The organism is Longispora urticae (assembly GCF_053902585.1).
The window spans coordinates 103229-129379 of record NZ_JAQZSH010000008.1 but is presented as its reverse complement, the minus strand read 5'-3'; the positions used below and the strand labels follow the sequence as shown (position 1 = coordinate 129379).

Below are 26151 nucleotides of genomic sequence, written 5' to 3'. Positions count from 1 at the left end.
GGTACGGGTCGCCGGAGGTCGTCCACGGCCTCCGGCGCCGCCCCGTCAGAGGGTCCAGTAGCCGATGTCGCGGGCGCCCAGGGTGTCGCGGACCGCGATCCGGGCGCCTTTCGAGGCGCCCTTGGGGACGTCGAACACCACGGTGCCGGAGACCTGCGCGCCGGCCTTCAGGTCGACGGACTCCAGGGCGGGCGGGAACATCGACGGGGTCGGGGTGCCCTTGGTGCCGTCGCCGGTCACGATCCCGAAGTTGAACGGGTTCGCGTGGTACTTGCCGGCCTTGCACTCGATGAGGATGTCGACGACGACGTACTCGCCGCGGGGCTTGTCGTACTCGTGGGTGCCCGTGGGCGAGGTGCGGGCCGACCGTACGGTGACGACGATCTCGGAGCGGTCGCCCAGCAGGGTCGAGTCCAGGGTCAGGGGCTGGGACACCGGCACCGTGGCGGTCTTGTCCAGGCTGATCGAGGGGCGCGGTTCCGGGGTGAGGCCCCCGTCGGAGCAGCCGGCGGACAGGAGGATCAGGCCGGCGAGGCCGAGGGCGGCCACAACCTTGCGCATGGGAGTCCTAGCGAGGAGAGGGGGCGGTACGCGTGTGACATTGTGGACTGTATACACGCTTAAGGGAAAGCGCTTCACGTGTGACCGAAACGCCACTTGTTCCTCCACTGAAGACAAGAAATGACCGTCGATGTCGTCGTACCCGTCCGAGCTGGCGTGTTGTGGCCATGTCCACTTGCTGAACGCGGCAACCAGGCCGGTACCCATCGGATCCGGGTTTGACTCGGGGCATGCGAACTCTGCGAAACAGACTGTGCGGCGCGGCCCTGGTGGCCCTCGTCGCCGGCTCGCTGCCCACCGTCAGCACCCCCGCGCACGCCACCCCCGGCGCGGCCCCGTCCGCCCTGGTCACGGCGATGCAGCGCGACCTGGGGCTCACCGCCGCCCAGGCCGAGGCCCGGATCGTCAACGAGGAACGCGCCGCCCAGACCGAAAGGCGGCTCCGGGCCAGCCTGGGTGGGGCCTATGCCGGGACGTGGTTGTCGGCGGACGCGACTGTCACGCACGTCGCGGTCACCACCAAGGAGGCTGCCGAGCTGGCCCGTGACGCCGGGGCCGAGGCGACCGTCGTGGCCTACAGCGCCGCCGACCTGCGCGGGGTCCAGGAGAGCCTGGACAAGGAGCTGGGCTCCGCCGGGCTGCCGGTCGTCGTCACGTTCGTGGACGTGGCGGCCAACCGGGTCGCCGTGCACGCCCGGCCCAAGATCCTCGGGGATGTCCAGGCCGCGGTGCTCGCCAGCGGGGTACCCGTCGGCGCGGTGTCCGTGGTCGGGTCCGCAGAGGCCCCCGCTCCGACGGCCGACGTGATCGGCGGCAACCGGTACGACATGCAGGGCGGGTGGTGCTCCGTCGGGTTCGCCGTCGACAACGGCGGGTTCGTCACCGCCGGGCACTGCGGGACCCCCGGGACGGCCACCAGCTCGCCGTCCGGCACGTTCCAGGGCTCGCGGTTCCCGAACGACGACTACGCGTGGGTGGCCACGCCGGGGAGTACGCCCCGGCCGTGGGTCAACAACCACGCGGGCGGCCACATCACCGTGAAGGGCTCGGCCGAGGCGGTCGTCGGATCCTCGGTGTGCCGGTCGGGCGGGAGGACCGGGCTGCACTGCGGCCAGATCACGGCCTGGAACTCCTCCGTCACGTATCCCCAGGGCACGGTCTTCGGCGTGATCCGGACCAACGTCTGCTCCGAACCGGGCGACTCCGGCGGCGCGCTCGTCTCCGGCCAGCAGGCCCAGGGCGTCACGTCCGGAGGCAGCGGCGACTGCTCCTCCGGCGGGGTCACGTACTTCCAGCCGGTGAACGAGATCCTCAACGCGTACGGGCTCACGCTGACCGTCGACACCTACGTTCCCCCGGTGGTCACCGACCACGCGCCGATGGGCAGTCTCGACGCCGTCACCGCGCAGCCCGGCGGGCTGTGGGTCGCGGGCTGGGCCGCCGACGAGGACATGGCCCCGCGCACCACCCCGGTCCGGATCGACATCTCCGTGGACGGGCACAGCACGCCCCGGCTGACGGCGAACCAGAACCGGCCGGACGTCGGCGCGTACCTCGGGCCGGACTACGGGCCCAACCACGGGTTCTCCACCACGTTCCCGCTGGCCAACGGGCCGCACACCGTCTGCGCCTGGGCGCGCAACTACCGGCCGCCGGGCGCCACCGGCTACGAGCCGCCGTCGACCGCCCTCGGCTGCCGCACCGTCACCGTGGGCGCGCCCGTGACCGGCGGGCCGCTGTCGAGCGTCTACTCGAACCTGTGCCTCGACGTGGTCGGCGGCATTGAGGACAACGGCACCCGGGTGCAGCTGTACACGTGCAACGGGACCGCCGCGCAGCGCTGGACCGTGGCTTCGGACGGCACGCTGCGGGTGTACGGCGGCAAGTGCCTGGACGTCATCGACTTCGGTACCGGCAACGGCGCGCCGTTCCAGATCTGGGACTGCCACGGCGCGGCGAACCAGGTGTGGGAGGTCCGGCCGAACGGGGTGCTGTTCAACGCGAACGCCGGCAGGTGCGTGGACAACATCGGGTACGGCACGACGAACGGGTCGCCGGTGGGGCTGTGGGACTGCAACGGGGCGGCCAACCAGCAGTGGCGGCTCCCGATCTAGCCGCCACGCTGCCGGCTCCCGGCGGTGGGCACCGTGCCCGGCTCCGGTCGGCACGGTGCCCGACTCCCGGTGGGCCGGCGCGGGACGGGTGCCCCGGGGAGGGGGTGCCCGTCCCAATGTTTGGAGCGGAACGCTACGTTCCGATGATAGGGTGCGGGGCATGACTGCACCCCTGAGTGGTCGCAAGGCCCAGGCCGCGCTCAACGACCAGCGCATCCTCGACGCGGCCCGCACGGTCTTCCTCGCCGACCCGAACGCCCCGATCTCCGCCGTCGCCGAGGCGGCCAACGTCGGGATCAGCGCCCTGTACCGCCGGTACGCCAGCAAGGAGGACCTGCTGCACACCCTCGCCACGGACGGCCTGGACCGGTACCTGGCGGAGGCCGAGCGGTGCCTGGCGGACGAGGGGGACGCGTGGCGGGCGTTCGCGGAGTTCATGGGCCGGTGCGTCGACGCCGGGACCAGCTCGCTCACGGCGCGGCTCGCCGGCAGTTTCACCCCGAGCGACGCGCTGAACCAGGCCGGGCGGCGCGCGGGGGAGCTCACCTACGCGATCATCGCCCGCACCATCGCCGGGGGCGGGCTGCGGCCCGACATCGTCGTCGGCGACCTGTCGCTCATCTTCGAGCAGCTCCAGACCGTCACCGTCGGGGACGCCGACCGGGTGCGGCAGCTCCGCCGGCGCTACCTCGCCCTGTACCTCGCCGCGCTCCGCGACCCCGACGCGCCACCACTACCGGGGCCGGCCCCCGACTGGACCGAGCTGAGCGGACGGTACGCGCGATGACCGTGCTGACCACCCGCGACCTCAACCGGGCCCTCCTCGCCCGCCAGCACCTCGTCGACCGGGTCGCCATGCCCGTCCCCGACATGGTCGAGCACCTCGTCGGGCTCCAGGCCCAGGCCCCGCTGCCGCCGTACTTCGGACTGTGGTCCCGGCTGACGGATTTCCGGCCCGCCGACCTGTCCGACCTGATCGCCGACCGCACCCTGGTCCGGGGCACCCTGATGCGCGGCACGCTGCACCTGGCGGGCGCGCGGGACTACCTGGCCGTCCGGCCGGCGCTGCAGGGGATGCTGGAGAAGGCGCTGCTGAGCACGTACTCGAAGAAGCTCGCCGGTCTGACCCGGGACGAGATCGCCGCCGCAGGCAGGGCCGCGGTCACCGGCCGGGCGGCCACCCCGGCGGAGATCGGCAGGGCGCTGCTCGAACACTGGCCCGACCGCGACCACCAGGCGCTGTCCAACGCCGCCCGGATGTACGTGCCGATGGTGCAGACCCCGCCGCGCGGGCTGTGGGGCGCGTCCGGCCAGCCCCAGTTCAGCACGGTCGAGGACTGGATCGGCGCGCCCGTGGCCACCGACACCGCGCCGGACGAGCTGGTGCTGCGCTACCTCGCCGCGTTCGGCCCGGCCACCACGAAGGACATCCAGGCCTGGTCCTGGCTGACCGGGATCAAGGCCATCGTGGACCGGCTCCGCCCCCGGCTGCGGACGTTCCGCACCGAGTCCGGGGCCGAACTGCTCGACGTGCCCGACGCGCCGCTGCCCGGCGGGGACCTGCCGGTCCGGCCCCGGTTCGTGGCGGCCTTCGACAACCTGATCCTGTCGCACTCCGACCGGTCCCGGATCCTCGACGACGGCCACCGCAAGCGGATCTTCACGGTCAACGGGCTGATCCCCGCCACCGTCCTGGTCGACGGGTTCGTGGCCGGCACCTGGAAGATCGCCGACGGGGTGCTCCTGGTCGACACGTTCGAGGAGTTGCGGCCGGCCGACCGGGAGGCGCTCGCGGAGGAGGGGGCGGGGCTGTTGGCGTTCGCGGAGGCCGGTACCGACAAAGTGGAATTTTCCCATGCCAACTAGGGTGCGTTTCCTAGCGATATAGTGTGAATTGGTCTTATGGTGCCCGTAAACGACCTACGGGGGAAGACATGAGATCTGTACACGCAAAGGTGTTCACCGCGCTCGCCGTCACCCTGCTCGGCGTCCTGCTGACCGGGGGCCCGGCGGGCGCGGTCGGGACCGGCACCGGGGGCTCGCACGTGGCCTCCCCGGCCCGCGACGAGCCCTGCGACCTGAGCCTGGTCCGCAAGGAGACCCAGAAGCCGACGCCCGTGCCCGGCTTCCCGAAGCAGCGCGAGCGGAAGCACACCCTGTCGGTGACCAACAACGGCCCCGAGGAATGCTTCTACACCCTGGGCGACACCCTGCAGATCCCGCCCACCCTCACGCTGGTGTCCTCCGGCGTGGTCGGCGACGGCGGACGCGTCGAGAGCCCCGGCGGCTGGAACGGCACCACCCAGACCACCATCGCCCAGGACGAGGCGATCGACTCCGGCGCGACCCACGTGTGGACGGTCACCTACCGGTACCAGTTCAAGTAGCGCCCCTCGGGAGTTGGCCCGGGCCTCAGCGCAGGACGTTGACGGCCCGGGCCACCACCAGCGCCGCCGTGACCAGCGAGATCGCCGACTGGGCCATCATGGTGAGCTTCGCCCACCGCGACAGGGGCATCGTGTCCGTCGGGCTGAACGCGGCGGCGTTGGTGAACGACACGTACAGGTAGTCCATGAACTGCGGGTGCCAGCCCTCCCGGGCCAGCTCCGGCGTCGACATCTGCGGGAACAGGAAATCCGGATCGGGGCACCGGCCCTTCGCCCGCGCGGCCGGGCCGCCCCGGTCCAACTCCCAGAACCACAGCGCGAACACCACCACGTTCGTCAGCCAGACCCCGGCGCCGTTCAGCAGCAGCACCGCCGGGTCGCCCGGCGCGTGCCCGGTCGCGATCATCCAGACCAGCCGGGCCGCCGCCCACGCCGTGATCAGGCTCGCCACGCCGATCAGCGCCAGGCTCGCCGTCCGGATCAGCGTCGACTCCCGGACGAACCGCGACGGGTTCGCCACCACCAGCACCGCCAGCAGCGCGCACTCCACCCCGGGCAGCAGCCACCACGGCTGGAACGTCAGCTCCCGGTTCAACGCGACCTGCGCGGCGATCATCACCGCGATGGCGGTACTCGCCGCGAACCGGTTCTCGCCCGGATGCGGGTCCGCCGACCAGGTCGTCATGGGCTCCATTGTCACCCCGGATCCGGGGACTTGTCGGTGCCCGCTGCTAATCTCCGCAGATCAGGGAGGACACCCACGTGACGGAGCTCGCCGAACGGCTGCGCTGGCTGCGGGGCGGGGCCGCGCCGGTGCGGTACACCGCCCGGACCATCGCCGCGCTCACCGCCAATCCCGGCTGCGCCCGGCGCGGGCTGCTCGACGCGGCCGGCGTGGACAAGAAGGCCCTCGCGGACCGGCTCGGCCACCCCGCGCGGTTCGGCCAGTCCCGGTTCGCGATCACCCGCACGCTCGGCTTCGAGGCACGTCTGAGAGCCGACGGGTACGCGGAACTGCTGGCCGCCGTCGCCCTCGACGGCGCGCGGGTCGTCACCGTCGAGCTGACCATCGACATCGCCGGCGAGCCCGCCGCCCTCGAACCCGACCTGGTCGTGCTGCGCGCCGCCGGCCGGCTGCACGTCGTCCAGGTCAAGTCGTTCGCGGTCGTCGACGGCCAGGCCCCCGGGGACAAGGTCGCCGCCGCCGCGCGCCAGGCCGCCGTGCACGTCCTGGCCCTGCGCCGCCTCGGCCACGACACCAGCCACGAGGTGTACCTGGTGTGCCCGGAGAACTTCTCCAACGCCCCCGTCGCGAACCTGGTCGACGTCCGGCGCGAACTCGGCGTCCTCGAACGCCAGCTGGCCCGCCTGACCCGGGTGTCCGACCTCGCCGAGGGGCTGCCGGACGGGGCCACGGCGGACGAGGCGGTGGCCCGCGTGCCCGCGCGGTACGCGCCCGAGTGCCTCGCGGCCTGTGAGCTGGCGTTCTACTGCCGGCAGGAGGCCCGCTGCGCGGGGGAGACCGACACGCTGGGCCGGGCGGTGCGGGACGCGGTCGGCGGGGTGGCGACGGTGGCCGAGGTGCGGGCGCTCGCGGCGGGGGGCACCTCGGCGGAGCATCCGGAGATCGCGGAGCTGCTGGCCACGGCGCGGGCGTTGCGGGCGGAGGCGACCCCGTGAGGCGGCCCGGTCCGGTGGGCCGCACAGCGGAGGGTGGCCGGTGAGTCTGTTCGCGGCGTTGGCCAAGGTGGACGCGCTCGCCGTCGGCCGGGCGCAGCCGATCGCGAGCGTGCGGCACGTGTACCTCAGCGGGCGGCCCCTCGTGCTCATCCCGTTGGCGCTGGCGGGGGAGGCGGCCGCGCCCCTGGCCGTGCTGCTCGGCACCGACCGGTCGGATCCGCGGCTCCTCGTCGTGCCCCAGCCCAGGGACCGCGCGCTCCGGGCCGCCTTCTTCGACGACCTGTGCCGGGTGGTCACCAGCCTCGTCGGCGACCTGGCCACCACTTCGGAGCCGGAAACCCCGGAGCCGGGTACCCCGGAGCCGGGTACCCAGGGGAGCGGTCTGCCCGGGGTCTCCGACTCCGGCGGCGAGCACCCGGGGTCTCCCTCCCCGCTGGAATCCGACGGGGCCCGGCCGGTGACCACGGTGCCCTCGGGGCCGGAATCTGACGGGGCCCAGCCGGGCACCACGGCGCCTTCGGGGCCGGAATCTGACGGGGCCCAGCCGGACGGCCCCGCCCCCGACGAGCTGGCAGGCCCCGACGTGCAGGTCATCGTCCCCAACCGGTCCGGCGTCGACTTCCTCCGCCTCCTCGGCCGCGCCACCCGCTTCCGCGACGGCGACCGGATCGGCCGCTGGCTGACCTTCCTCGCCGACCGCTCCGAGCACCCCGACTCGTCCCTCCTGCTGCCGGTCACCGAGGCCCTGACCAGCCACTGGGCCACCGGCCAGAGCGCCGTGGAGGACGCACACCTCGCCTCGGTCCTCGCCTGGATCGACGGCCTCCCCGCCGGTGGGGCACCCCGGTCGACGGATGACGCGTCACCCGACCCGGCCGACCCACCCGCGCTGGCCGGGCACCCCTTCGTCCCCGACGAGGCCGCCGCCACCGCCGGCCCGCAGACCGACCCCGACTTCGACAACAAGGTCCTCGCCCCGCTGATCGACGCGTACGACGCGGGCGACCCCGAGGCCGCCCCCCAGATCGCCAAGGCCGTCGGTGCCCTTCTCGAACCCGTCTGGGCCCAGGTCTGGCACGCGGTCGACCTGCTCCGCGCGCTGCCCGAGGCCCGGAGCGTGCCGGAACGCTGGCTGTGGGACGTGTCGGAGTACGCGGGCTTCGTCGCAGGGTCCGCGCCCCAGCCGGTCCGCGACTCCCCGGTGGCCGCCGCCGCGCGCCTCGACCGCCTCGAACGGACCCAGGCCCGGGTCGAGGCGCAGCGCGCGTTCGACGATCCGCTGGTGATGGCAGGCCACCAGCTGACCGGGGCGGCGTTCCGGGGCACGGTGGTGGACACGGAGCCCGACCGCAAGGAGGGGCGCAAGCTCCGGCCGCGGATCACGGTGGAGACGGCCCGGCCCGTACACCTGCGGGGGGCCGTGACCAGTCCCGCCCGCCGCGCGCAGGCCGCCGAGATCACCGAGGTCGACGGCCTGCGGGTGGTGCTGACGCTGACCAGCGGCATGGGGCGCGGGGCGGTGCCGGCGGCGGGCAGCGTGCCCGAGGTGGGCGAGGAGCTCGTGTACACGTCCCTGAGCGAGACGTTCCAACGCCCGGCGGCGTTCCCCGACGAGACCCCCTGGACCCACGGTGGGGGTGAGGTGACCCGTGGTTGAGGCGATCCTGGCCGACCTGACGAGTACCCGGCACCGGGGTGTCGTGGTCGACTCCCCGCCCGGGGCCGGCAAGTCCACCCTGGTGGTCCGCGCCGCCCTGCACCTCACCGGCGACCTGATGATCGTCGCGCAGACCAACGAGCAGGTCGACGACCTGATCGACCGGTTGGCGACGAAGGACCCGACGGTCACGATCGGCCGGCTGTCCTCCTCGGCGTACCGGCCGTCGGAGCGGGTGACCAGGGACAACGTCCGGATCGGCCAGAAGGTCGCCCAGCTCGACGGCGCGCGGGTCACGATCGCGACGGCCGCGAAGTGGGGCACCCTGACCGAGGGTTCGTGGCCGTGGGCGATCGTGGACGAGGCGTACCAGATGAGGTCCGACGCTCTGCTGCGGATCGCGCCCCGGTTCGAGCGCGCGTTGTTCGTCGGCGACCCGGGGCAGCTCGATCCGTTCTCCACCGTGGAGGCCGAGCGCTGGTCGGGGCTGTCCTGGGACCCGTTGCAGAGCGCGGTGTCCGTCCTGCTCCGGCACAATCCCGACCTGCCCGTGCACCGGCTGCCGGTCTCCTGGCGGCTGCCCGCCTCGGCGGCGCCCGTGGTCGCGGAGGCGTTCTACCCCTTCACAGGCTTCTCCTCGGGTACGGGGCCCGGCGACCGCCGCCTCGACCTCGGCCCCGGCTCGGACACCCCCCTCGACCGGGCGCTGGACCTGGCCGCCGACACCGGCTGGGCCCTCTACGAGCTGCCGGCCCGGCACGCGATCCGCACGGACACCGAGGCGGTGGACGCGGTCGCCGACCTGGCGGCCCGCCTGCTGGCCCGGGGCGCGGTCGGGCACTCCGAGCAGGGCGCGCACCCGCTGACCCCGGCCCGGGTGGCGGTCGGGGCGGCGCACCGCGACCAGGTGGCGGCGATCCGCGCGGCGCTCGCGGACCGGGGCGTGGACGTCACGGTGGACACGGCGAACAGACTCCAGGGCCGCGAGTACGACGTGACGATCGTCCTGCACCCGCTGTCCGGCCGACGGGACGCGACGGCGTTCCACCTGGAGTCGGGCCGGTTGTGCGTCCTGGCGTCGCGGCACCGGCACGCGTGCCTGGTCGTGGCGCGGGCGGGGATCGCGGAGCTGCTGGACGCGCATCCGGCGGCGGGGCCGGTGGCGCTGAACGTGCCGGTGAAGTTCCCGGACGGCTGGGCGGCGAACCAGACGATGATGACCCACCTCGACGCCCACCGCGTCCGGGCCACCTGACGGTCACGACAACGGCCCGCGCACCAGGCGGGGATCGCCGACCAGCCGACGCACCCGGCGCCGGGCCGCCTCGCGGTGACGGGCCGCCGGCCGGGTCAGGTTCCCAGCTGCCGCCTCCGGCGATCTCGTCGCCGGTTCAGGCGCGGAAGCTGACCTCGGTGCCGTCGCCGCGCCGCAGCTCCCCGCGCCGCACGTAGTCCCCCAACGCCCGTTCCAGCTGCGCGTCCCCCCAGTCCGCCAGGAGCCACAGCCGCCCGCTGAGCGCCGCCTCCGTGACCAGGGTCAGCAGGCCGGCCGCCGTGTGCGGTTGGCCGGTCAGTTCGGCGCGGCGGATCAGGCGTTCGAAGAGCTGTTCGCAGCGGCGGAGCTGGGCGAGGCTGAGCTGGCGGCGCTGGATCGGGTCCGGGTACTCGACGAACTGGTAGAGCGACAGACTCGCCCGGGTGTGGTGGAACAGGTCCTCGCCCCGGCCCCGGGTCTCCTGGATCTCCTGGTAGAGCCGGTTCTCCTTGACGGCGAACCGTTCGTCGTCGCCGGGCCGTTCGGAGTGCTTGCTGGCGGCGACGGCGAGGATGCCGATCCCGGCGAGCGGGGCGAGCAGGCAGAGCAGGGTGCCCTCGCCGGTGGACGCGGAGTAGAGCACCGTGGCGAGGGCGAGCAGGCACGCGGTCACCGCGGTGGTCCGCGCCGCCGTCCGCATCGCAGACCTCCCAGTCATCGAGTGCTGTCCACATTAGGAGTCCGGACGAATTCCGGCCACCCGGTTGCGTGCGGACCCCCGACGGCGACGACTAGCGGGCCGCGTTGTGCCTGGTCACCTGCATTCCCGCGATCCGCGTCGCCAGGCCCGGCGCGAGGCGCGAGCCCCACCAGGCGAGCCGACCGGAGAACGGCGCCACGATCAACGCCTTGTTGCGGGCCACGCCCCGCAGGATGTCCCGGGCGAGCTTCTCCGCGGAGTACAGCGGAACGGGGATCCTGGCTCTGACGTCGCGCCCGATGCTCGTACCCGGCAGATCGGGGTTGACGTTGTCGAGCAGCGGGGTGTCGACGAAGCTGGGGCACACGGCGCTGACCCGGATGCCCCGGGAGGCCGCCTCGGCCCGCAGCGCCAGGCTGAGGCCGACGACGGCGTGCTTGGTGGTCGTGTAGGGGGCCATCAGGGGCGCGGGGGTGAGGCCGGCCAGCGACGCGGTGTTGACGAGGTGGCCGTGGCCCTGGCGGAGCATCAGCGGGTAGGCGGCGTGCACGCCGTGGATGACGCCGCGCAGGTTGACGTCGATGGTGCGGTTCCAGTGGTCGAGGGTGAGTTCCTCGGCGACGCCGCCGGAGGCGATCCCGGCGTTGTTGAAGACGACGTCGACCCGGCCGTGCCGGTCCCAGAGGTCGGTGAAGGTGTACTGGACGGCGGCGGCGTCGGTGACGTCGAGTTCGACGGCGGAGCAGCCGAGCTTCTCGCCGACGACGAGGGTGGCGGGGGAGTTGTCGGCGATGATGACCCGCGCGCCGCGGGCCAGGAGTTCGGTGGCCAGGGCGAGGCCGATGCCGGAGGCCCCTCCGGTGATCAGGCAGATCATCGTTTCACCTCGTAGTGGGCTCGGTTGAGTCGGCGGACGGCGGTGCGGTAGCTCCAGGCGAAGCCGGGCCAGGTGGTCCGGTTGACGCCGTGTTCGTCGAGGTACCAGCTCTGGCAGCCGCCCGCGTTCCACACCGCGCCGCGCAGCTTGCGCTGGATGTCCTCGTTGAACTGTTTCTGGGCGGCGGGCCGGACCTCGACGGTGCGGGCGTCGTCGAGCAGCGCGAGGGCCTGCATCACGTACCGGACCTGCTGTTCGATCATGAACACGACGGAGTTGTGTCCGAGGCCGGTGTTCGGCCCGAGCAGGACGAACGCGTTCGGGAAGCCGGCGATGGCGATCCCGAGGTACGTCTCGATGCCGTCCTTCCACGCCTCGGTGAGTGCGAGCCCGTCGCGGCCGGTGATCCGCTGGCCGTTGAGCGCGTCGGTGACGTGGAAGCCGGTGCCGTAGATGATCGCGTCGACCTCGCGGTGTTCGCCGTCCCCGGTGACGATGCCGGTGGGGGTGACGTGCGAGATGCCGTCGGTGACCAGGTCGACGTGCGGCCGGCCGAGGGCGGGGTAGTAGTCGTTGGAGATCAGGATCCGCTTGCAGCCGATGGTGTAGTCCGGGGTGAGCCGGGCGCGCAGGTCGGCGGACGGCACCTGGCGGCGCATGTGGGCCCGGGCGACCATGGCGGCGATGCCCATCAGCCGGGGGTGCACGAAGCCGAGCGCCCTGGCCTCCAGCCGCCAGAAGACGCTGCCCCGGTAGAGCTTCTGGACGGCGGGTACGGCCCGGTAGAGGGCCTGTTCCCACCTGCCGACCCGGCGGTCGGCCTTCGGGATGATCCACGGGGGTGTGCGCTGGTAGACGTCGAGCCGGGCGACCTGGGCGGCGAGCCGGGGCACGAACTGGACGGCGCTGGCCCCGGTGCCGATCACGGCGACCCGCTTGCCCCGCAGGTCGACGCCGTGGTCCCACTCGGCGGAGTGGAAGGCGGGCCCCTCGAAGGTCTCCAACCCCTTGATCTTCGGGTACGAGGGCAGGTGCAGCGCCCCGATCCCGAGTACCACCGCGCGGGCTTTGACCTGTTCCCCGTTCGCGGCGGTGACGGTCCAGTGGTCGTCGGCGAACTCGGCCCCGGTGACCTCCTGCCCGTACCGGATGTGCCGGGTCACCCCGTACTTGTCGGACGTGGCGCGCAGGTAGTCCCAGATCTCCTCCTGCCGGGGGAAGGCCCGGGTCCAGGACGGGTTCTGCTCGAAGGAGAAGGAGTACATGTTCGACTGGATGTCGCAGGCGCACCCGGGGTAGGTGTTGTCCCGCCAGGTGCCGCCGAGGTCCGTGGCCTTCTCGAGGATCACGAAGTTGTCCCGGCCGGCCTTCTTGAGGGCGATGGCCATTCCCAGCCCGGAGAAGCCGGTGCCGACGATGATCACGTCATACATTCATCCTCCTCTACTTGCCGGTAACATACCCTCCTTACCTACTCGTGGGTAGGGTGTGACTGGTGGTAACCAAACGATCTCTCGGCGCGTTTTTGCCACCCGTTGGGGTGGGAGCGGCCCTGAAGGACTATTCTGCGTCCGGGATACGGCCAGGCTATTTCTGGCCTGCCAGTACACCAGCAGCGATGGAGGACGGATCGTGACTGCTGTCGAGCCGAAGCCGATAGTGACCCGCCCCTGGCCAGTGCACCAGGGCATCAAGGGATCGGCGTTCGCCCGGCTGCTCCGTACCACGGACGCGAAGCAGATCGGGATCATGTACATGGTCACGGCCTTCGCGTTCTTCATCATCGGCGGCTTCCTGGCCCTCTTGATGCGCGCGGAGCTGGCCCAGCCCGGTGGCCAGTTCCTGTCGGCGGAGCAGTACAACCAGGCGTTCACGATGCACGGCACGATCATGCTGCTGCTGTTCGCGACGCCGATCGTGTTCGCCTTCGGCAACTACATCGTCCCGCTCCAGATCGGCGCGCCGGACGTCTCGTTCCCCCGGCTGAACGCGTTCGCCTACTGGCTCTACCTGTTCGGCGGCACGATCGTCGTCCTGGGTTTCGCCACCCCGAACGGCGCGGCCGACTTCGGCTGGTTCGCGTACTCGCCGCTGACCGACGTCGCGCACTCCCCGGGTGCCGGCGCGGACATGTGGATCGTCGGCCTGATCATCTCCGGTCTGGGCACGATCCTCGGCGCGGTCAACATGGTCACGACCATCCTGACCCTGCGCGCCCCGGGCATGACGATGTTCCGGATGCCGATCTTCACGTGGAACCTGCTGGTCACCAGCCTCCTCGTGCTGATGGTCTTCCCGATCCTGGCCGCCGCCCTCTCCGGGCTGGCCGCCGACCGCATCCTCGGCGCGCACGTGTTCGACGCCGAGACCGGTGGCGCCATGCTCTGGCAGCACCTGTTCTGGTTCTTCGGGCACCCCGAGGTGTACATCGTGGCGCTGCCGTTCTTCGGCATCGTCTCCGAGATCTTCCCGGTCTTCTCCCGCAAGCCGATCTTCGGCTACAAGGGCCTGGTCGGCGCGACGCTGGGCATCGCGGCCCTGTCGATGACGGTGTGGGCGCACCACATGTTCGTCACCGGCCAGGTGCTGCTGCCGTTCTTCTCGCTGCTGAGCTTCCTGATCGCGGTCCCGACCGGTATCAAGTTCTTCAACTGGATCGGCACCATGTGGCGCGGGCAGCTGACCTTCGAGACGCCGATGCTGTTCTCGCTGGGCTTCCTGGTCACGTTCCTCTTCGGCGGCCTGTCGGGCGTGCTGCTCGCGGCCCCGCCGATCGACTTCCACGTGTCCGACACGTACTTCGTGGTGGCCCACTTCCACTACGTGCTCTTCGGCACCATCGTCTACGCGGTGTACGCCGGCATCTACTTCTGGTTCCCGAAGATGTTCGGCCGGATGCTCGACGAGCGCCTGGGCAAGGTGCACTTCTGGCTGACCACGATCGGCTTCCACACCACGTTCCTCGTGCAGCACTGGCTGGGGACGGAGGGCATGCCGCGCCGGTACTTCGACTACCAGGAGCGCGACGGCTTCACCACGCTCAACCAGATCTCCACGATCGGCGCGTTCATCACCGGCTTCTCGACCCTGCCGTTCCTGTGGAACGTGTGGAAGTCGTACAAGGCCGGCCGGACGGTCACCGAGAACGACCCGTGGGGCTACGGCGCCTCGCTGGAGTGGTCGACGACCTGCCCGCCGCCGCTGCGCAACTTCGACTCGATGCCCCGGATCCGCTCCGAGCGCCCGGCCTTCGACGAGAAGTTCCCGGAGCTGGTCCCCGGGTACAAGCCGCCGGCTGTGAGTGGCTCCCCCAAGGAGTAGACGGATCGTGACGCGGGCCCTTCCCCAGCTGGGGGAGGGCCCGTTTCCGTGCGCCCTGCGGGAGCCCCGGGCGGCCCTGACCGGCGCGGGCGGCCTCCCCGCGCCCGGCCAGGCCCGCGGCCCGTGGCGCGGATCACCCTGTGTGGCCGGGGCCGGTGGCGCCCGGAGCCTAAGCTGATCAACGTGACGGCCTCTTTCTTCACTGACCAGTACGAGCTCACGATGGTGTCCGCCGCCCTGCGCGACGGCACCGCCGACCGGCCCTGTGTGTTCGAGGCCTTCGGTCGTCGGCTGCCCAACGGCCGCCGCTACGGGGTGGTGGCCGGCACCGGCCGCTTCATCGAGCAGCTCAGGGACTTCCGGTTCGACCACGCGGAGCTGGAGTTCCTCTCGTCCCGGCGGATCGTGGACGACCGGATGGCCGAGTGGCTCGCCGACTACCGGTTCACGGGCGACATCGACGGCTACGTCGAGGGCGAGCTGTGGTTCCCCGGCTCGCCGCTGCTGACCGTCACGGGCACGTTCGCCGAGTGCGTCGTGCTGGAGACCCTGCTGCTGTCGATCCTGAACCACGACTGCGCCATCGCGGCGGCGGCGGCCCGGATGGTCACGGCGGCCCGGGGCCGGCCGATCATCGAGATGGGTTCGCGGCGCACCCACGAGGCGGCGGCGGTGGCCTGCGCCCGGGCGGCGTACATCGCCGGGTTCGCGTCCACGTCGAACCTCGCGGCCGGCCAGCGCTACGGCGTGCCGACCGCCGGTACCGCCGCGCACGCCTTCACCCTGCTGCACGACGACGAGAAGGCCGCGTTCGCCTCGCAGGTCGCCTCCCTCGGCGAGGGCACCACGCTGCTGGTGGACACGTACGACATCCGGCAGGGCATCCGCAACGCCGTCGAGGTGGCGGGCCCCCGGTTGGGCGCGATCCGGCTCGACTCGGGTGACCTGTCGGTGATGGCCCAGCAGTCCCGCGACCTGCTCGACGAGCTGGGCGCCCCCGACACGAAGATCATCGTGTCGGGCGACCTGGACGAGTACGCGATCGCGGCCCTGGCGGCCGAACCCGTCGACGCGTACGGCGCGGGCACGGCCGTCGTGGTCGGCTCCGGCGCGCCCACCGCCGGCCTGGTCTACAAGCTGGTCGAGGTCGACGGCCGGCCCGTGGTGAAGCGCAGCGAGAACAAGGCGAGCATCGGTGGCCGCAAGACGGCGGTGCGCCGGCACAAGCCCACGGGTACGGCCACCGAGGAGGTCGTGGTGTCCCAGGGCGTGCCCGAGGCCCTGGCGGGGGACCGGGCGCTCCAGCGGCCGTACGTGCGCTCTGGCGCCGTCGTGGCCGGGCTGCCTACGCTGGCGGAGAGCCGGGCGCACCTGCGCGACTGCCTGATCTCCATCCCGTGGGAGGGCCTCAAGCTGTCGCCGGGCGATCCGGCCATCCCCGTCAGCGTGACCGAAGGACACTAGCGATGCGCGCACTGATCATTGTCGACGTGCAGAACGACTTCTGCGAGGGCGGTTCCCTGGCGGTGGCCGGCGGCGCGGCCGTCGCGGCCGGGGTGACCGACGCGCTGCTGTCCGGGCCGTGGGACCACGTGGTCGCCACCCAGGACCACCACATCGACCCGGGCGACCACTTCAGCGACACCCCCGACTACGTGCACTCGTGGCCGGTGCACTGCGTCGTCGGCACCGCCGGGCAGGAGTTCCACCCCGCGCTGAACACCGACCGGATCGAGGCGGTCTTCCACAAGGGCGAGTACGCGGCGGCGTACTCCGGCTTCGAGGGGGCCGCCGAGGGCGTCACCCTGGCCGAGTGGCTGCGCGAGCGGGGCGTGATGGAGGTCGACGTGGTGGGCATCGCCACCGACTACTGCGTCCGGGCCACGGCGCTGGACGCGGCCCGCGAGGGCTTCACGACGACGGTGCTGACGGACCTGACGGCGGGCGTGGCCCCCGAGTCGACGGACCGGGCTCTCGACGACCTGCGCGAGGCCGGGGTCACGATCGCCTGACCGGACACAGATCAAGAGCGCGCTCCTCCGGGTACCCGGTGAAGGCGCTCCTGATCTGTGGTTCTCAGTGCGCGGCGACCAGCAGGGCGCCGTCGTCGATGCGTTCCACCCGGTCGACCAGGTCCAACGAGCGCTCGTCGTGGGTGGCGATCAGGACCGCCGCGCCCTCGTCGTGGGCCTGGCGGCGGAGCAGTTCCATCACCGCCCGGCCGCGTTCCCGGTCGAGGGCCGAGGTCGGCTCGTCGGCCAGCAGCACAGGGGCGCCGGTGAACAGGGCCTGCGCGACACAGGTCCGCTGCTTCTCGCCGCCGGACAGCTGGGCGGGATGGCGGTCGGCGAGTTTCCCCAGGTCCACGGCGTCGAGGATCTCTGCGGCCCGGGACCGGTCGGCGGCCGTGATCCGGGCGCCGGCCACCACCCGGCGGACCAGCAGGTTCTCCGCGACGGTCAGGTAGGGGATCAGCGCGCCGCCCTGGAGGACGAACGCCGGCCGGCCCGGCGCGGACACCGTCCCCGAGGTGGGGGACAGCAGGCCGCCCGCGATGGCGAGCAGGGTGGTCTTGCCGGAGCCCGACGGGCCGAGCAGGGCCACGAGTTCGCCGGCGGGGACGGTCAGGTCGACGCCGTGCAGCACCTCGACGTCGCCGTAGGCGTGGGTGATCGCGGTCAGGGCGAGCATCAGACGCTCCTTCCGAGGCTGAGCAGCGGGTCGACGGTGAGCAGCCGGCGCATCGACACCAGCGAACCGAGGAGCGCGAGCACCGTGAGCAGCGCCGCCGCCCCGAGCGTGTCGCCGACCGTCAGCAGGAACACCCCCGCCGGCAGCAGGGCCGCACTGGCGAACGCCGCCCCCGCGCTGACCGCGACCCCCGCGCCGAGGGTGGCGAGCACCTCCATCAGGTACGAGCCGAGCAGCAGTCCCCGCCGGGCGCCCGTGGCCCGCAGGACGGCCAGGGAGCCCTCCTTCTGCAGGGTGAGGATCCAGAACACGGTGCCGATCAGCAGGGCCGCGCCGGCGTACAGGAACGAGCGGATCAGGTTCACCGTGCCGGTCTCCGCCGTGTAGCTGGGGACGGAGGTGATGGCCGTGTCCAGGGGGACGGCCTCGGTGCCGGGGACGCCCGGGACCGCGCCGGTGGCTCCGGCTCCGACGCTGCCCTCGATCAGGTAGGCGGAGACCCGGTCGGGGGTGCGGCGGATCTGCTGCCAGGTGGTGAGGGGGACGTAGGCCATCGGGGTGTGCGAGTAGGTGCCCAGGTCGGCGAATCCGCCGATGGTCAGCTCGACGCCGCCGGGCTGGACCCGCACCGTCTGGCCGACCTTCAGGCCCTTGTCGGCGGCGGACCGGTCGAGGAGCAGGCCGGTGCCGTCCCAGCCGGGGGCGGCCCTGCCCGCCGCGCCGCCGGGAGCCGGGGCGCCGGGGGCCGGGGTGCCGGGCTGGCCCCCGGCCGTGGAGCCGGTCGTCGGCCAGCCGAGGAGCCCGACCGAGACCACGTCCTCCCCGGCCGCCAGGTTGGCCATCGAGAACCCGACCGGGGTCGCCGACCGCGCGCCGGCCGCCGTGAGCCGGGCCCCGAGGTCGCCCGGCAGGTCGCTGCGGTCGAGGGAGCGTTGGACGTTGCCGGCGAAGACGAGTTGGTCGGCGGGCAGGTGCCGCAGGCCGGAGACGGAGGCCTCGCCGAGCCCGACGGCGAGCCCGGTCATGACGAACACGAGGTAGGCGACGAGGGCGACGAGGGTGGCCAGGAGGCCGAAGCGGACGCGGCTGTGTCTGATCTCGCGCCAGGCGAGGAACCACATGGGGACAACCTTTCCTACAAGTTGTCGGCAAACATACCTACGCCACGTCGGAAACGCAAGGCCCGTTATGATCCCCCTATGCCCCGGATCAGCGCCCCCACCGTCGCCGAGCACCGTTCCCGGCGACTGGTGACGCTGCTGGAGGCCGGCCGCGACCTCGTCACGGAGGGTGGCCCCGAGGCGCTGACCCTGGCCAACCTGGCCAAGCGGGTCGGCCTGAGTCGCCCGAGCCTGTACGAGTACTTCAAGTCCCGCGAGGACCTGGCCGCCGCGATCATCGAGGACGAGCTGCCGCGCTGGACGGAGCTGGTCGCCGACTCGCTCGCCGGGGACGCCCCGCTCGCCGCCAAGATCGAGTCGTACGTGCGGATGCAGTTGGAGCTGATGCGCGACGGCCGGCACGCCGCGGCCGTGGCCCTGTCCGCGCACGCGCTGCCCGACGACGCCCGGCAGCGGATCCGCGACGGCCACCTGCGCCTGCTGGAGCCCCTGATCGGGGTGCTGGAGGAGGCCGGGGTCGCCGAGGCCCGGCTGCGCGCCATGTTGGTGCAGGCGATTGTGGAGTCCGCGAACCGGCTGCCGGTCGCCGACTCGGAGGCTTTGATCACAGTGACCGTCGGTCAGATTCTGCACGGAGTTTCCGGGATCTAGCCCCCATTGATGGTCATATCGGTACCGTCACCCTTGGTAGCGTGAACGGGGTGACGATGGCCAATCCGCTGAACTGGTCTCTGGTCAGGGGTCCACTGCCCATCGTGGTCACCGTGATCGGCCTGTGCTGCCTCGCGTTCCTGCTCACCCGCCGTGGTCGGACCTGGTGGACCCGGGTGGTGCCGATCAGCGCGCTCGCGGCGCTCGGCCTCGCGTTCGGGGTCAAGTACGCGGTGGACAACTGGCTCAGGCCGTTCCCCGACGAGCTCCCCGACAGCCTGGTCGGCTGGGCCGGCGCGACCCTGCTCGCCGCCGGGCTCGCCGGGGCCGCGTTCCCGCGCCTGCGCTGGTGGGGGCGCGCCGGAGTGGTCCTCGCCGTGCTGCCCGTCCTCGCCATGTCCGCCCTGCAGATCAACAAGGTGTACGCGTTCTACCCCTCCCTGCGCGCCGTCCTCGGCCTGAACGTGCAGACCACCGAGTTCCGCCCCGGCGACCGCACCCTGGTGACCGCCCCGGCGGGCAAGACGCTGAGTGACGTGTGGAAGCCGCCGGCCGGGATGCCCACCCAGGGCGCGGTGTCCGAGGTCGAGATCCCGGGCACCGTGTCCGGCTGGAAACCGCGGATCGCCCGGGTGTACCTGCCGCCGGCGTACCTGACCACGCCCCGCGCCCAGCTGCCCGTGCTGGTGCTGCTCGCCGGCCAGCCGGGCAGTACCGCCGACTGGTTCACGTTCGGGCTCAAGGAGCGGCTGGACCGGTTCGCCAACACGCACGACGGGCTCGCCCCCGTGGTGGTGTTCCCCGACGACCTCGGCACGGTGCCCCAGAATCCCCTGTGTACGGACGGGCGCCTGGGCAACGTCGAGACGTACCTGAAGACGGATGTGCCGGCCTGGATCCGGGCCAACCTCCAGGTCGACCCGAGCCCCCGGTCCTGGGCGATCGGCGGCTACTCGCACGGCGGCACCTGCGCCCTGCAGCTCGGCGTGCGGGCGCCCGAGGTCTACCCGTCGTTCATCGACATCTCCGGGCAGCGCGAGCCGACGGTCGGCAACCGCAAGGACACTGTGGACACGGTGTTCGGCGGGGACGCGGCGCGGTTCGCGGCGTACAACCCGCTGGACATCCTGGCCGTCAAGCGGTTCCCGGACAGCGCCGCCGTGATCGCCGTCGGTCTCAGGGACAGGGTGTACCTTCCGGAGCAGCGCGAGGTGGCCGCCGCCCTGCGGAAGGCCGGCGTCGCCGTGAAGTTCATCGAGCGGCCCGGCGGGCACGACGCGATCGTCTGGCTGGACAGCCTCGACCTGTCACTGCCCTGGCTGGCCCAACGAACGGGGATGACGCACTGATGACCACCGACCCCGTGGACGGCCCCGGCGGCCCGGCGCCGGCCGTGACCGGCCCGAAGGCCCCGGCTCCGGGCGACCCGGCAGCGGCACCGGCAGCGGCACCGGCAGCGGCACCGGCAGCGGCACCGGCACCGGCTCCGGGTGGCAGGGCGGCCCAGGCCCCGGCTTCGGCCGCCGCCGACCCGGCGCCCCCGGCCGACCCGGTCGCGCCGAGTACCCCCGTGGTCCCCTCCAAGCTGCGGAGCGTCGCCGCGGCCGTCTGGGCGGCGATCACCCACGCCCCGGTCACCCTGGCCCTGGTGGCGGCCCTGTGGATCGTCGGGCTCGTCAGGGGCACCATCGCGCACGGCCCCACCGAGGCCGCCGTCGAGAAGTGGGGCGTGGGCCTCCAGGCGTTCCGCGACGGGCACTGGTGGAGCCCCCTGACCTCGGCGGTCTACTGCACCGGCTTCGTCAACTACCTCACGACCACCCTCCTGGTACTCGTCGTCGGCGTCTCCGTCGAACGCCGGGTCGGCGTGTGGCGGCTGCTCGGCCTGATGCTGGTCAGCCAGGTCGGCGGCGCGCTCCTGACCGTCGGGATCATCTGGCTCGGCGAGCGCGCCGAGGAGGACTGGCTGTTCTCGATCAGCAACTACAACGAGATGGGCGCGTCCCCGGCCGCCGCAGGCCTGGCGCTGGCCGCCACGTTCGGGCTGTCGGCCCTGTGGCGCCGCCGGGTCCGGCTGCTGCTGATCGCCGGCCTGCTGACCTGGGCGCTGTACGTCGGGCACATCATCGACCTGCAACGCCTGTGCGGCGGCGTGATCGGCCTGGTGGCGGGCCTGCTCGTCTTCGGCCGGTCGGTACGGAGCCGGCGGATCGGCGCCCCGTCGCACGCCGAGACCCGGGTCCTCGTCGCGATGGTGGTGGCCGTCGGCGCGCTCGGCGCGATGCTCACCGTCGTGGTGGACTACGCGATCGGCCCGCTGTCCACGTACCGCGACCTGCTCGTCTACCCCGCGTGGACCCCGGAGGAGGTCGCCAACACGTGCGCGGACCCGGAGTTCGCGCTGGACTGCCGGCGCGCGCTGGCCGGCGACGCGCTGCGCGGGCTCCCCGGGCTGCTGCTCGGTCTCGCCCCGGCCCTGCTGCTCCTGGTGATCGCCGAGGGGCTGCGCCGGGGCCGCCGGCTGGCCTGGTGGCTGGGCCTGGTGGTCAACCTGTTCATGATCGCGCTGGTGGCCTGGTCGGCGTACCAGTACCTGCGGCACCCGCTGCCCGACGACTACCCCGGCAGCAAGCCCCAGGCCGGCTGGATCCTGTTCAGCTACCTCGAACCGGTGCTGCTGTGCGTGGCGACCGTCGTGGTCCTGCTGGCCACCCGGCGGCACTTCGCGGTCCGGGTGCCCCGGACGAACCTGATCGGCTTCGGCCTGTACGTGCTGGGCACCCTGGCCGTGGTCGGCTTCGGGTACGTGTGGATCGGGCAGCTGGTGGCCGACCAGTTCGACCCCGAGCCGACGACGGCGGACCTGCTGCTGGACCTGCCGGTGCGGCTGCTGCCCACCGGGTACGCGGACTTCTTCGGGGTGCGGCTGCTGCCGAAGGGCGACGTGGCCAAGCTGCTGTTCGGGTACACCGGAATGGTCTTCTGGGTCGTGATCCTGGTCGGTCTGCTCGCCCTGTTCCTGCGCAGCCGCACCACCAGCGAGCCGGGCGCGGCCGACCGGGCCCGCGCGCTGCTCACCCGGGGCGGCTCGAACCTGTCCTACATGACCACCTGGGAGGGCAACGACTACTGGTTCGCGGTCACCGGCGACGCGGCCGTGGCCTACCGGGTGATCGGCGGCGTGGCCGTCACGACCGGCGACCCGTTCGGCGACCCGGCCGGCCGACGGGCCGCGGTGGCCGGGTTCGCGGACTTCTGCCAGACCAACGGCTGGACCCCGTGCTTCTACAGCGTCACCGAGGACGCCCGGCTCGCCGCCGAGGAGCTGGGTTGGAGCGCCGTGCAGGTCGCCGAGGACACGGTGCTGCCGCTGCCGGAGCTCAAGTTCTCCGGCAAGAAGTGGCAGGACGTGCGCACCGCGCTGAACAACGCGACCAAGGCCGGCATCACGGCCCAGTGGTGGCGGTTCCCGGAGGCCCCGCTGTCGATCAGCGAGCAGATCCGGGAGATCTCCGAGGACTGGGTCGCGGACAAGGGCCTGCCGGAGATGGGCTTCACCCTGGGCAGCCTGACCGAACTGGACGACCCCCGGGTCCGGTGCCTGGTCGCCGTCGACGCGGACGGCAGGGTGCACGGCGTGACGAGCTGGCTTCCGGTGTACCGGGACGGCGCGGAGGTCGGCTGGACGCTGGACTTCATGCGCCGGGGCGCCACCGACTTCCGGGGCGTGATGGAGTTCCTGATCGCCTCGGCGGCGCTCGGCTTCAAGGAGGAGGGCGCGGAGTTCCTGTCGTTGTCGGGCGCGCCGCTGGCCCGGCTGGACCGGGGCGACGACCCGGGCGCGCTCCAGAAGCTGCTCGACTTCACCGGCCGCACCCTGGAGCCGGTGTACGGGTTCCGGTCGCTGTTCGCGTTCAAGGCGAAGTTCCAGCCGGTGTACCGGCCCATGTTCATGGCGTACCCGGACCCGGCGGCGCTGCCCACCATCGCCAGCGCGATCGGCCGGGCCTACCTACCACACCTCACCCCGGCCCAGGGGCTAAGACTGGTCCGCAAAGTGGTCGGATAATTCGCACTATTTGGGTCTTGACAAGGTACGGTTTCCTCATGTTCGCCCGTCTTGTACTAACGGCTGCGGCGGTGCTCCTCGCCGCCCCCGTACCGGCCTGGAGCTCCCCGTCCCCGCCGGCCACCGCGCACTGCCCCGACGTGCCGTCCGCGACCCCCGACCCGCACGGCGTGGACGTCACGTTCTGCGTGATCGACGTGTGGGACACCGGCTTCGACGGGCGCCTGACGTTCACCAACCACGGCGCCGACCCGGTCCGGGGCTGGGAGCTGGCGATGACCGTCCAACCGGCGATCGCGGTGCGCGAGGCGTGGGGGATGGAGTACCGGCAGACGGGCGACAAGGTGGACTTCTGGCAGTCCGAGGGCGGGGATCCGGTGGCCCCCGGTGCCCAGGTGACGTACCGGTTCCTGGCGCGCAAGCCCGCGGGGGAGTCGATCGGGAGTCCGGTGACGGCGTGTGTGATGCGGGGGAAGCCCTGCCACGTGCTGACCTGACGATGCGCGGCCGACGGGCATTCCGTGGCCGACCCGGGCGGGCCGCGGAGTGCCGACCCGCGCGGGTCCTGGGCGCGCGGGTCGGGGAGCGAGACGCCGGCCGGGGCTGTTGGGAACCCCGGCCGACGTGGTCTATTCCGTGATCTCGACCAGCGCGCCGGTGTGCACGTCGTAGACGAACCCGCGCACGGCGTCCTTGTGCGGCACGAACGGGTCGGCCAGCACCCGGCGGATCGACTGGCGGACGTCCTCGCCCGCGTCCGGGAAAGCCTCGGCGGCCCACGGCGGACGCAGCCCGGTCTCGGCCTCGATCCCGGCCCTGAACTCGTCGTCGGTGAACGTGACCATCCCGCAGTCGGTGTGGTGGATCAGCACGATCTCCCGGGTACCGAGCAGGCGCTGGCTGATCGCCAGGCTGCGCAGCACGTCCGGGGTGACGCCGCCGCCCGCGTTGCGGATGACGTGCGCGTCGCCCTCGGTCAGCCCCAGCAGCCCGTACGGGTTCAGTCGGGCGTCCATGCAGGCCACCACGGCGACGCCCCGGCCGGGCGGGAGCGGCAGGTGACCCTTGTCGAAGCTCGCGGCGTAGCCGGCGGCGCTGGAGACCAGTTCGTCGGTGACGGTCATGGTGGACCTCCTCGGATCGGGTTACGGAAACGTTATCCCCATTATTCCTACTGAACAAGTAGGGAATACGTCCGTGGTTCGGATCCGGGCCGCCCGGGGACGGGTGGCTAGGAGAGTTCCTTCCAGAAGGCGCGCTCGTCGTCGGCGAGGGGACGCGACGCGCGGTCGGCGTAGGAGTACGCGACCAGGACGCACTCGCAGCGGGCCACCGGGGCCTCGCCGTCGAACAACTCCTGGCTCAGCGTCCAGGACGACGTGCCCAGCCGGCTCACCCAGGTCTCGACCCGCAGACTCAGCCCGGGCCGGTACTCCACCGGGTACAGGTAGTCCACCGCCACCCGGGCCGCGATGTACCCCCGGTCGCCCGGCGCCCCGGCCAGCCCCGACGGCGAGGTGCCGATCAGTTCCATCCGGGCGTCCTCGAAATAGGACAGGTAGCGGGCGTGGTTGACGTGCCCCAGCTGGTCGGGGTCGGACCAGCGGACCTGGGCGTGGTGGACGGCTCGGGACATGCCCGCACCCTACAACGGGCCGGAGTCGGGGCCGGGCGGGGCGCGGGGCCCGGCGGGGCGCGGGGCCCGGCGGGCGGCGGGTCCGGCTACGTCGGCGTTTCCGGCAGGGGCGAGAGCAGCAGCCGGGCGGCCCCGTTCAGCGCGATCAGGCTCGACAACCGGTCCCGGCTCGTGATCACCGTGAGGCTGCCCGGGTTGCTCGGCAGCAGCGGCCGGACCTGGTCGGCGTGCGTGGCGTTGTCGAGGACCAGCAGGACCCGCCGGTCACCGACCAGGCTGCGGTACACGTCCGTCGCCTCCTCGACCCCGTCGGGCACGGACTCGGCGGCCACCCCGAGCGCCGCGAGCAGCAGCCCGAGCGCGACCACGGGCGTCAACGGGGCACCGGCCCGGGCGGGACCGCCGGCCAGATCCACGAACAACTGCCCGTCCGGAAACCGGTCCCGCACCCGGTGCGCCCACCGCACCGCCAACGCCGTCTTCCCCACGGCCCCCGCCGCGCTGATCACCACCGACGGCGGCCCGGCCTGCCCCGGCCCCGGCAGCAGCCCGTCGAGGAACTCCAGCTCCTCCCGCCGCCCCGCGAACCCGGCCACGTCCGCCGGCAGCAGCGCGGGCACGGTCCGGGGCAGCGGCGCGCGGGCCGGGTCCAGCGCCGGGTCGCGCCGCACGATGGCCTGGTGCAGCTCGTCCAGCTCGGCACGCGGGTCCAGCCCGGTCGCGTCGACGAGCAGCCGGCTGGCCCGGTCGTACACGGCGAGGGCGTCGGCGCGGCGGCCCGCGCGGTACAGGGCGAGCAGGTGCAGCTCCACCAGGCGCTCCCGCAGCGGGTGGGTGCGGGTCAGGGCGGCGAGTTCCGGGAGTACGGACTCGTGCCCGCCCAGCGCCAGGTCCGCCTCGATCCGCAGCTCCGTCATCGACAGGTGCAGCTCCTCCAGCCCCCGGCCGTACGCGCTCCGGATCCGGGGGGTGGACAGCGCGCCGAGCGGCCGGCCCTTCCACAGCGCCAGGGCCGGGCCGAGCAGTTCGCGGCGGGCGGCCGGCCCGGTGGCCTCCTGTCCGCGCCGGCACAGGTCCCGGAACCGGTGCGCGTCCACCCGGGCGGGGTCGCCCTCCAGCACGTACCCGCCGGCCCGGGTCGCGAGCCGGAACCCGCGCCGCTCGGCGTCCACGGCGGCCAGCCCGGTCCGGAGCCGGGACACGTGCACGTGCAGCGCGGCGCGGGCGCTGCCGGGCGCGTCCTCGCCCCACAGCAGGTCGATCATGCGCTCGATGCTCAGCGCGGCGTTCAGGTTGAGCGCGAGCAGGCCGAGCAGGCAGCGTTCCATCCGGCGCCGGCCGAGGTCCACGGGCACCCCGTCCACCAGCACGTCCACGCCGCCGAGCACCCGGAACTCCATGCGGTGAGGCTAGTACCCGTGATCATGGGTG

The 26151-nt window shown here is 72.6% G+C and carries 24 protein-coding genes; 14 read left to right on the top strand and 10 right to left on the bottom strand.

Annotated features, from left to right (window positions below):
- Positions 1-45: 45 nt before the first annotated feature.
- Positions 46-561 carry a DUF4352 domain-containing protein gene (locus PT931_RS04355; protein ID WP_456244389.1) on the bottom strand — a complete coding sequence of 172 codons (516 nt, stop codon included), beginning with the start codon at positions 559-561 and terminating at the stop codon, positions 46-48.
- A 230-nt stretch (positions 562-791) separates the two neighbouring features.
- Between PT931_RS04355 and PT931_RS04350 the strand changes: the two genes are divergently transcribed.
- The 4 genes from PT931_RS04350 to PT931_RS04335 all read left to right on the top strand — a co-directional run bounded on the left by PT931_RS04350 (position 792) and on the right by PT931_RS04335 (position 5062).
- Positions 792-2675: a ricin-type beta-trefoil lectin domain protein gene (locus PT931_RS04350; protein WP_456244388.1), complete on the top strand. Its 1884-nt coding sequence runs from the start codon at positions 792-794 to the stop codon at positions 2673-2675.
- 160 nt (positions 2676-2835) lie between these two features.
- Positions 2836-3462: a TetR/AcrR family transcriptional regulator gene (locus PT931_RS04345; protein ID WP_456244387.1), complete on the top strand. Its 627-nt coding sequence runs from the start codon at positions 2836-2838 to the stop codon at positions 3460-3462.
- Positions 3459-4541, top strand: coding sequence for a winged helix DNA-binding domain-containing protein (locus tag PT931_RS04340; RefSeq protein ID WP_456244386.1), 1083 nt, complete (start codon positions 3459-3461; stop codon positions 4539-4541). Before PT931_RS04345 ends, PT931_RS04340 begins: the two co-directional genes overlap by 4 nt.
- 68 nt (positions 4542-4609) lie before the next feature.
- Complete coding sequence (locus PT931_RS04335) at positions 4610-5062, top strand: hypothetical protein (protein WP_456244385.1); 453 nt, start codon at positions 4610-4612, stop codon at positions 5060-5062.
- 25 nt (positions 5063-5087) lie between these two features.
- Here PT931_RS04335 and PT931_RS04330 read toward each other — a convergent pair whose 3' ends face one another.
- Positions 5088-5747, bottom strand: coding sequence for a hypothetical protein (locus tag PT931_RS04330; RefSeq protein WP_456244384.1), 660 nt, complete (start codon positions 5745-5747; stop codon positions 5088-5090).
- A gap of 77 nt (positions 5748-5824) precedes the next feature.
- Here PT931_RS04330 and PT931_RS04325 point away from each other — a divergent pair, with 77 nt between their 5' ends.
- Genes PT931_RS04325 through PT931_RS04315 form a run of 3 tightly spaced genes read left to right on the top strand, consistent with a single transcriptional unit; the run spans position 5825 to position 9654 of the window.
- On the top strand, positions 5825-6742 hold the full coding sequence (locus PT931_RS04325; RefSeq protein ID WP_456244383.1) for a hypothetical protein: 918 nt from the start codon (positions 5825-5827) through the stop codon (positions 6740-6742).
- A gap of 40 nt (positions 6743-6782) precedes the next feature.
- Positions 6783-8399, top strand: coding sequence for a hypothetical protein (locus PT931_RS04320; protein WP_456244382.1), 1617 nt, complete (start codon positions 6783-6785; stop codon positions 8397-8399).
- Positions 8392-9654: an AAA domain-containing protein gene (locus PT931_RS04315; RefSeq protein ID WP_456244381.1), complete on the top strand. Its 1263-nt coding sequence runs from the start codon at positions 8392-8394 to the stop codon at positions 9652-9654. The genes PT931_RS04320 and PT931_RS04315 overlap by 8 nt, the downstream gene beginning before the upstream one ends.
- Positions 9655-9790: 136 nt before the next feature.
- Here the strand turns inward: PT931_RS04315 and PT931_RS04310 are convergent, their stop codons facing one another.
- The 3 genes from PT931_RS04310 to PT931_RS04300 all read right to left on the bottom strand — a co-directional run bounded on the left by PT931_RS04310 (position 9791) and on the right by PT931_RS04300 (position 12664).
- Positions 9791-10372: a hypothetical protein gene (locus tag PT931_RS04310; RefSeq protein WP_456244380.1), complete on the bottom strand. Its 582-nt coding sequence runs from the start codon at positions 10370-10372 to the stop codon at positions 9791-9793.
- A 73-nt stretch (positions 10373-10445) separates the two neighbouring features.
- A complete protein-coding gene (locus PT931_RS04305) occupies positions 10446-11231 on the bottom strand; it encodes an SDR family NAD(P)-dependent oxidoreductase (protein ID WP_456244379.1) in 786 nt (261 codons plus the stop codon).
- A complete protein-coding gene (locus tag PT931_RS04300; RefSeq protein WP_456244378.1) occupies positions 11228-12664 on the bottom strand; it encodes a flavin-containing monooxygenase in 1437 nt (478 codons plus the stop codon). The genes PT931_RS04305 and PT931_RS04300 overlap by 4 nt, the downstream gene beginning before the upstream one ends.
- 199 nt (positions 12665-12863) lie before the next feature.
- Between PT931_RS04300 and ctaD the strand changes: the two genes are divergently transcribed.
- The 3 genes from ctaD to PT931_RS04285 all read left to right on the top strand — a co-directional run bounded on the left by ctaD (position 12864) and on the right by PT931_RS04285 (position 16564).
- A complete protein-coding gene (gene ctaD, locus PT931_RS04295; RefSeq protein WP_456244377.1) occupies positions 12864-14552 on the top strand; it encodes an aa3-type cytochrome oxidase subunit I in 1689 nt (562 codons plus the stop codon).
- 183 nt (positions 14553-14735) lie between these two features.
- Positions 14736-16016, top strand: a complete 1281-nt coding sequence (locus tag PT931_RS04290) for a nicotinate phosphoribosyltransferase (protein ID WP_456244376.1) — start codon at positions 14736-14738, stop codon at positions 16014-16016.
- Positions 16017-16018: 2 nt separating this feature from the next.
- Entirely contained in the window at positions 16019-16564 is a 546-nt protein-coding gene (locus PT931_RS04285; RefSeq protein ID WP_456244375.1) for an isochorismatase family protein, read from the top strand.
- Positions 16565-16628: 64 nt separating this feature from the next.
- On the opposite strand, the gene PT931_RS04280 is transcribed toward PT931_RS04285, so the two are convergent.
- Positions 16629-17243 carry an ABC transporter ATP-binding protein gene (locus PT931_RS04280; RefSeq protein ID WP_456244374.1) on the bottom strand — a complete coding sequence of 205 codons (615 nt, stop codon included), beginning with the start codon at positions 17241-17243 and terminating at the stop codon, positions 16629-16631.
- Positions 17243-18364 carry an FtsX-like permease family protein gene (locus tag PT931_RS04275; RefSeq protein ID WP_456244373.1) on the bottom strand — a complete coding sequence of 374 codons (1122 nt, stop codon included), beginning with the start codon at positions 18362-18364 and terminating at the stop codon, positions 17243-17245. Before PT931_RS04275 ends, PT931_RS04280 begins: the two co-directional genes overlap by 1 nt.
- 78 nt (positions 18365-18442) lie before the next feature.
- On the opposite strand from PT931_RS04275, the gene PT931_RS04270 reads away from it, so the two are divergent.
- Genes PT931_RS04270 through PT931_RS04255 form a run of 4 tightly spaced genes read left to right on the top strand, consistent with a single transcriptional unit; the run spans position 18443 to position 23581 of the window.
- Positions 18443-19015: a TetR/AcrR family transcriptional regulator gene (locus tag PT931_RS04270; protein ID WP_363727868.1), complete on the top strand. Its 573-nt coding sequence runs from the start codon at positions 18443-18445 to the stop codon at positions 19013-19015.
- 56 nt (positions 19016-19071) lie between these two features.
- On the top strand, positions 19072-20364 hold the full coding sequence (locus PT931_RS04265) for an alpha/beta hydrolase (protein WP_456244431.1): 1293 nt from the start codon (positions 19072-19074) through the stop codon (positions 20362-20364).
- On the top strand, positions 20364-23084 hold the full coding sequence (locus tag PT931_RS04260; RefSeq protein ID WP_456244372.1) for a bifunctional lysylphosphatidylglycerol flippase/synthetase MprF: 2721 nt from the start codon (positions 20364-20366) through the stop codon (positions 23082-23084). Before PT931_RS04265 ends, PT931_RS04260 begins: the two co-directional genes overlap by 1 nt.
- A gap of 38 nt (positions 23085-23122) precedes the next feature.
- Complete coding sequence (locus tag PT931_RS04255) at positions 23123-23581, top strand: cellulose binding domain-containing protein (RefSeq protein WP_456244371.1); 459 nt, start codon at positions 23123-23125, stop codon at positions 23579-23581.
- Positions 23582-23713: 132 nt separating this feature from the next.
- Here the strand turns inward: PT931_RS04255 and PT931_RS04250 are convergent, their stop codons facing one another.
- The 3 genes from PT931_RS04250 to PT931_RS04240 all read right to left on the bottom strand — a co-directional run bounded on the left by PT931_RS04250 (position 23714) and on the right by PT931_RS04240 (position 26120).
- Positions 23714-24208: a beta-class carbonic anhydrase gene (locus PT931_RS04250; protein WP_456244370.1), complete on the bottom strand. Its 495-nt coding sequence runs from the start codon at positions 24206-24208 to the stop codon at positions 23714-23716.
- 107 nt (positions 24209-24315) lie between these two features.
- Positions 24316-24720 (bottom strand): acyl-CoA thioesterase, encoded by a 405-nt coding sequence (locus PT931_RS04245; RefSeq protein ID WP_456244369.1) that lies wholly within the window; start codon positions 24718-24720, stop codon positions 24316-24318.
- 86 nt (positions 24721-24806) lie between these two features.
- A complete protein-coding gene (locus tag PT931_RS04240) occupies positions 24807-26120 on the bottom strand; it encodes a BTAD domain-containing putative transcriptional regulator (RefSeq protein ID WP_456244368.1) in 1314 nt (437 codons plus the stop codon).
- Between the last annotated feature and the right edge of the window lie 31 nt (positions 26121-26151).

What these genes read in the sequence shown, in the direction of transcription:
- PT931_RS04330 (WP_456244384.1), bottom strand. Translation starts at nt 5,747, where the DNA reads ATGACGACCTGGTCGGCGGACCCGCATCCGGGCGAGAACCGGTTCGCG.
- PT931_RS04285 (WP_456244375.1), top strand. Translation starts at nt 16,019, where the DNA reads ATGCGCGCACTGATCATTGTCGACGTGCAGAACGACTTCTGCGAGGGC.
- PT931_RS04335 (WP_456244385.1), top strand. Translation starts at nt 4,610, where the DNA reads ATGAGATCTGTACACGCAAAGGTGTTCACCGCGCTCGCCGTCACCCTG.
- PT931_RS04240 (WP_456244368.1), bottom strand. Translation starts at nt 26,120, where the DNA reads ATGGAGTTCCGGGTGCTCGGCGGCGTGGACGTGCTGGTGGACGGGGTG.
- PT931_RS04280 (WP_456244374.1), bottom strand. Translation starts at nt 17,243, where the DNA reads ATGCTCGCCCTGACCGCGATCACCCACGCCTACGGCGACGTCGAGGTG.
- PT931_RS04345 (WP_456244387.1), top strand. Translation starts at nt 2,836, where the DNA reads ATGACTGCACCCCTGAGTGGTCGCAAGGCCCAGGCCGCGCTCAACGAC.
- PT931_RS04255 (WP_456244371.1), top strand. Translation starts at nt 23,123, where the DNA reads ATGTTCGCCCGTCTTGTACTAACGGCTGCGGCGGTGCTCCTCGCCGCC.
- PT931_RS04350 (WP_456244388.1), top strand. Translation starts at nt 792, where the DNA reads ATGCGAACTCTGCGAAACAGACTGTGCGGCGCGGCCCTGGTGGCCCTC.
- PT931_RS04250 (WP_456244370.1), bottom strand. Translation starts at nt 24,208, where the DNA reads ATGACCGTCACCGACGAACTGGTCTCCAGCGCCGCCGGCTACGCCGCG.
- PT931_RS04245 (WP_456244369.1), bottom strand. Translation starts at nt 24,720, where the DNA reads ATGTCCCGAGCCGTCCACCACGCCCAGGTCCGCTGGTCCGACCCCGAC.
- PT931_RS04305 (WP_456244379.1), bottom strand. Translation starts at nt 11,231, where the DNA reads ATGATCTGCCTGATCACCGGAGGGGCCTCCGGCATCGGCCTCGCCCTG.
- PT931_RS04300 (WP_456244378.1), bottom strand. Translation starts at nt 12,664, where the DNA reads ATGTATGACGTGATCATCGTCGGCACCGGCTTCTCCGGGCTGGGAATG.
- PT931_RS04355 (WP_456244389.1), bottom strand. Translation starts at nt 561, where the DNA reads ATGCGCAAGGTTGTGGCCGCCCTCGGCCTCGCCGGCCTGATCCTCCTG.
- PT931_RS04340 (WP_456244386.1), top strand. Translation starts at nt 3,459, where the DNA reads ATGACCGTGCTGACCACCCGCGACCTCAACCGGGCCCTCCTCGCCCGC.
- PT931_RS04265 (WP_456244431.1), top strand. Translation starts at nt 19,072, where the DNA reads ATGGCCAATCCGCTGAACTGGTCTCTGGTCAGGGGTCCACTGCCCATC.
- PT931_RS04270 (WP_363727868.1), top strand. Translation starts at nt 18,443, where the DNA reads ATGCCCCGGATCAGCGCCCCCACCGTCGCCGAGCACCGTTCCCGGCGA.
- PT931_RS04260 (WP_456244372.1), top strand. Translation starts at nt 20,364, where the DNA reads ATGACCACCGACCCCGTGGACGGCCCCGGCGGCCCGGCGCCGGCCGTG.
- PT931_RS04310 (WP_456244380.1), bottom strand. Translation starts at nt 10,372, where the DNA reads ATGACTGGGAGGTCTGCGATGCGGACGGCGGCGCGGACCACCGCGGTG.
- PT931_RS04275 (WP_456244373.1), bottom strand. Translation starts at nt 18,364, where the DNA reads ATGTGGTTCCTCGCCTGGCGCGAGATCAGACACAGCCGCGTCCGCTTC.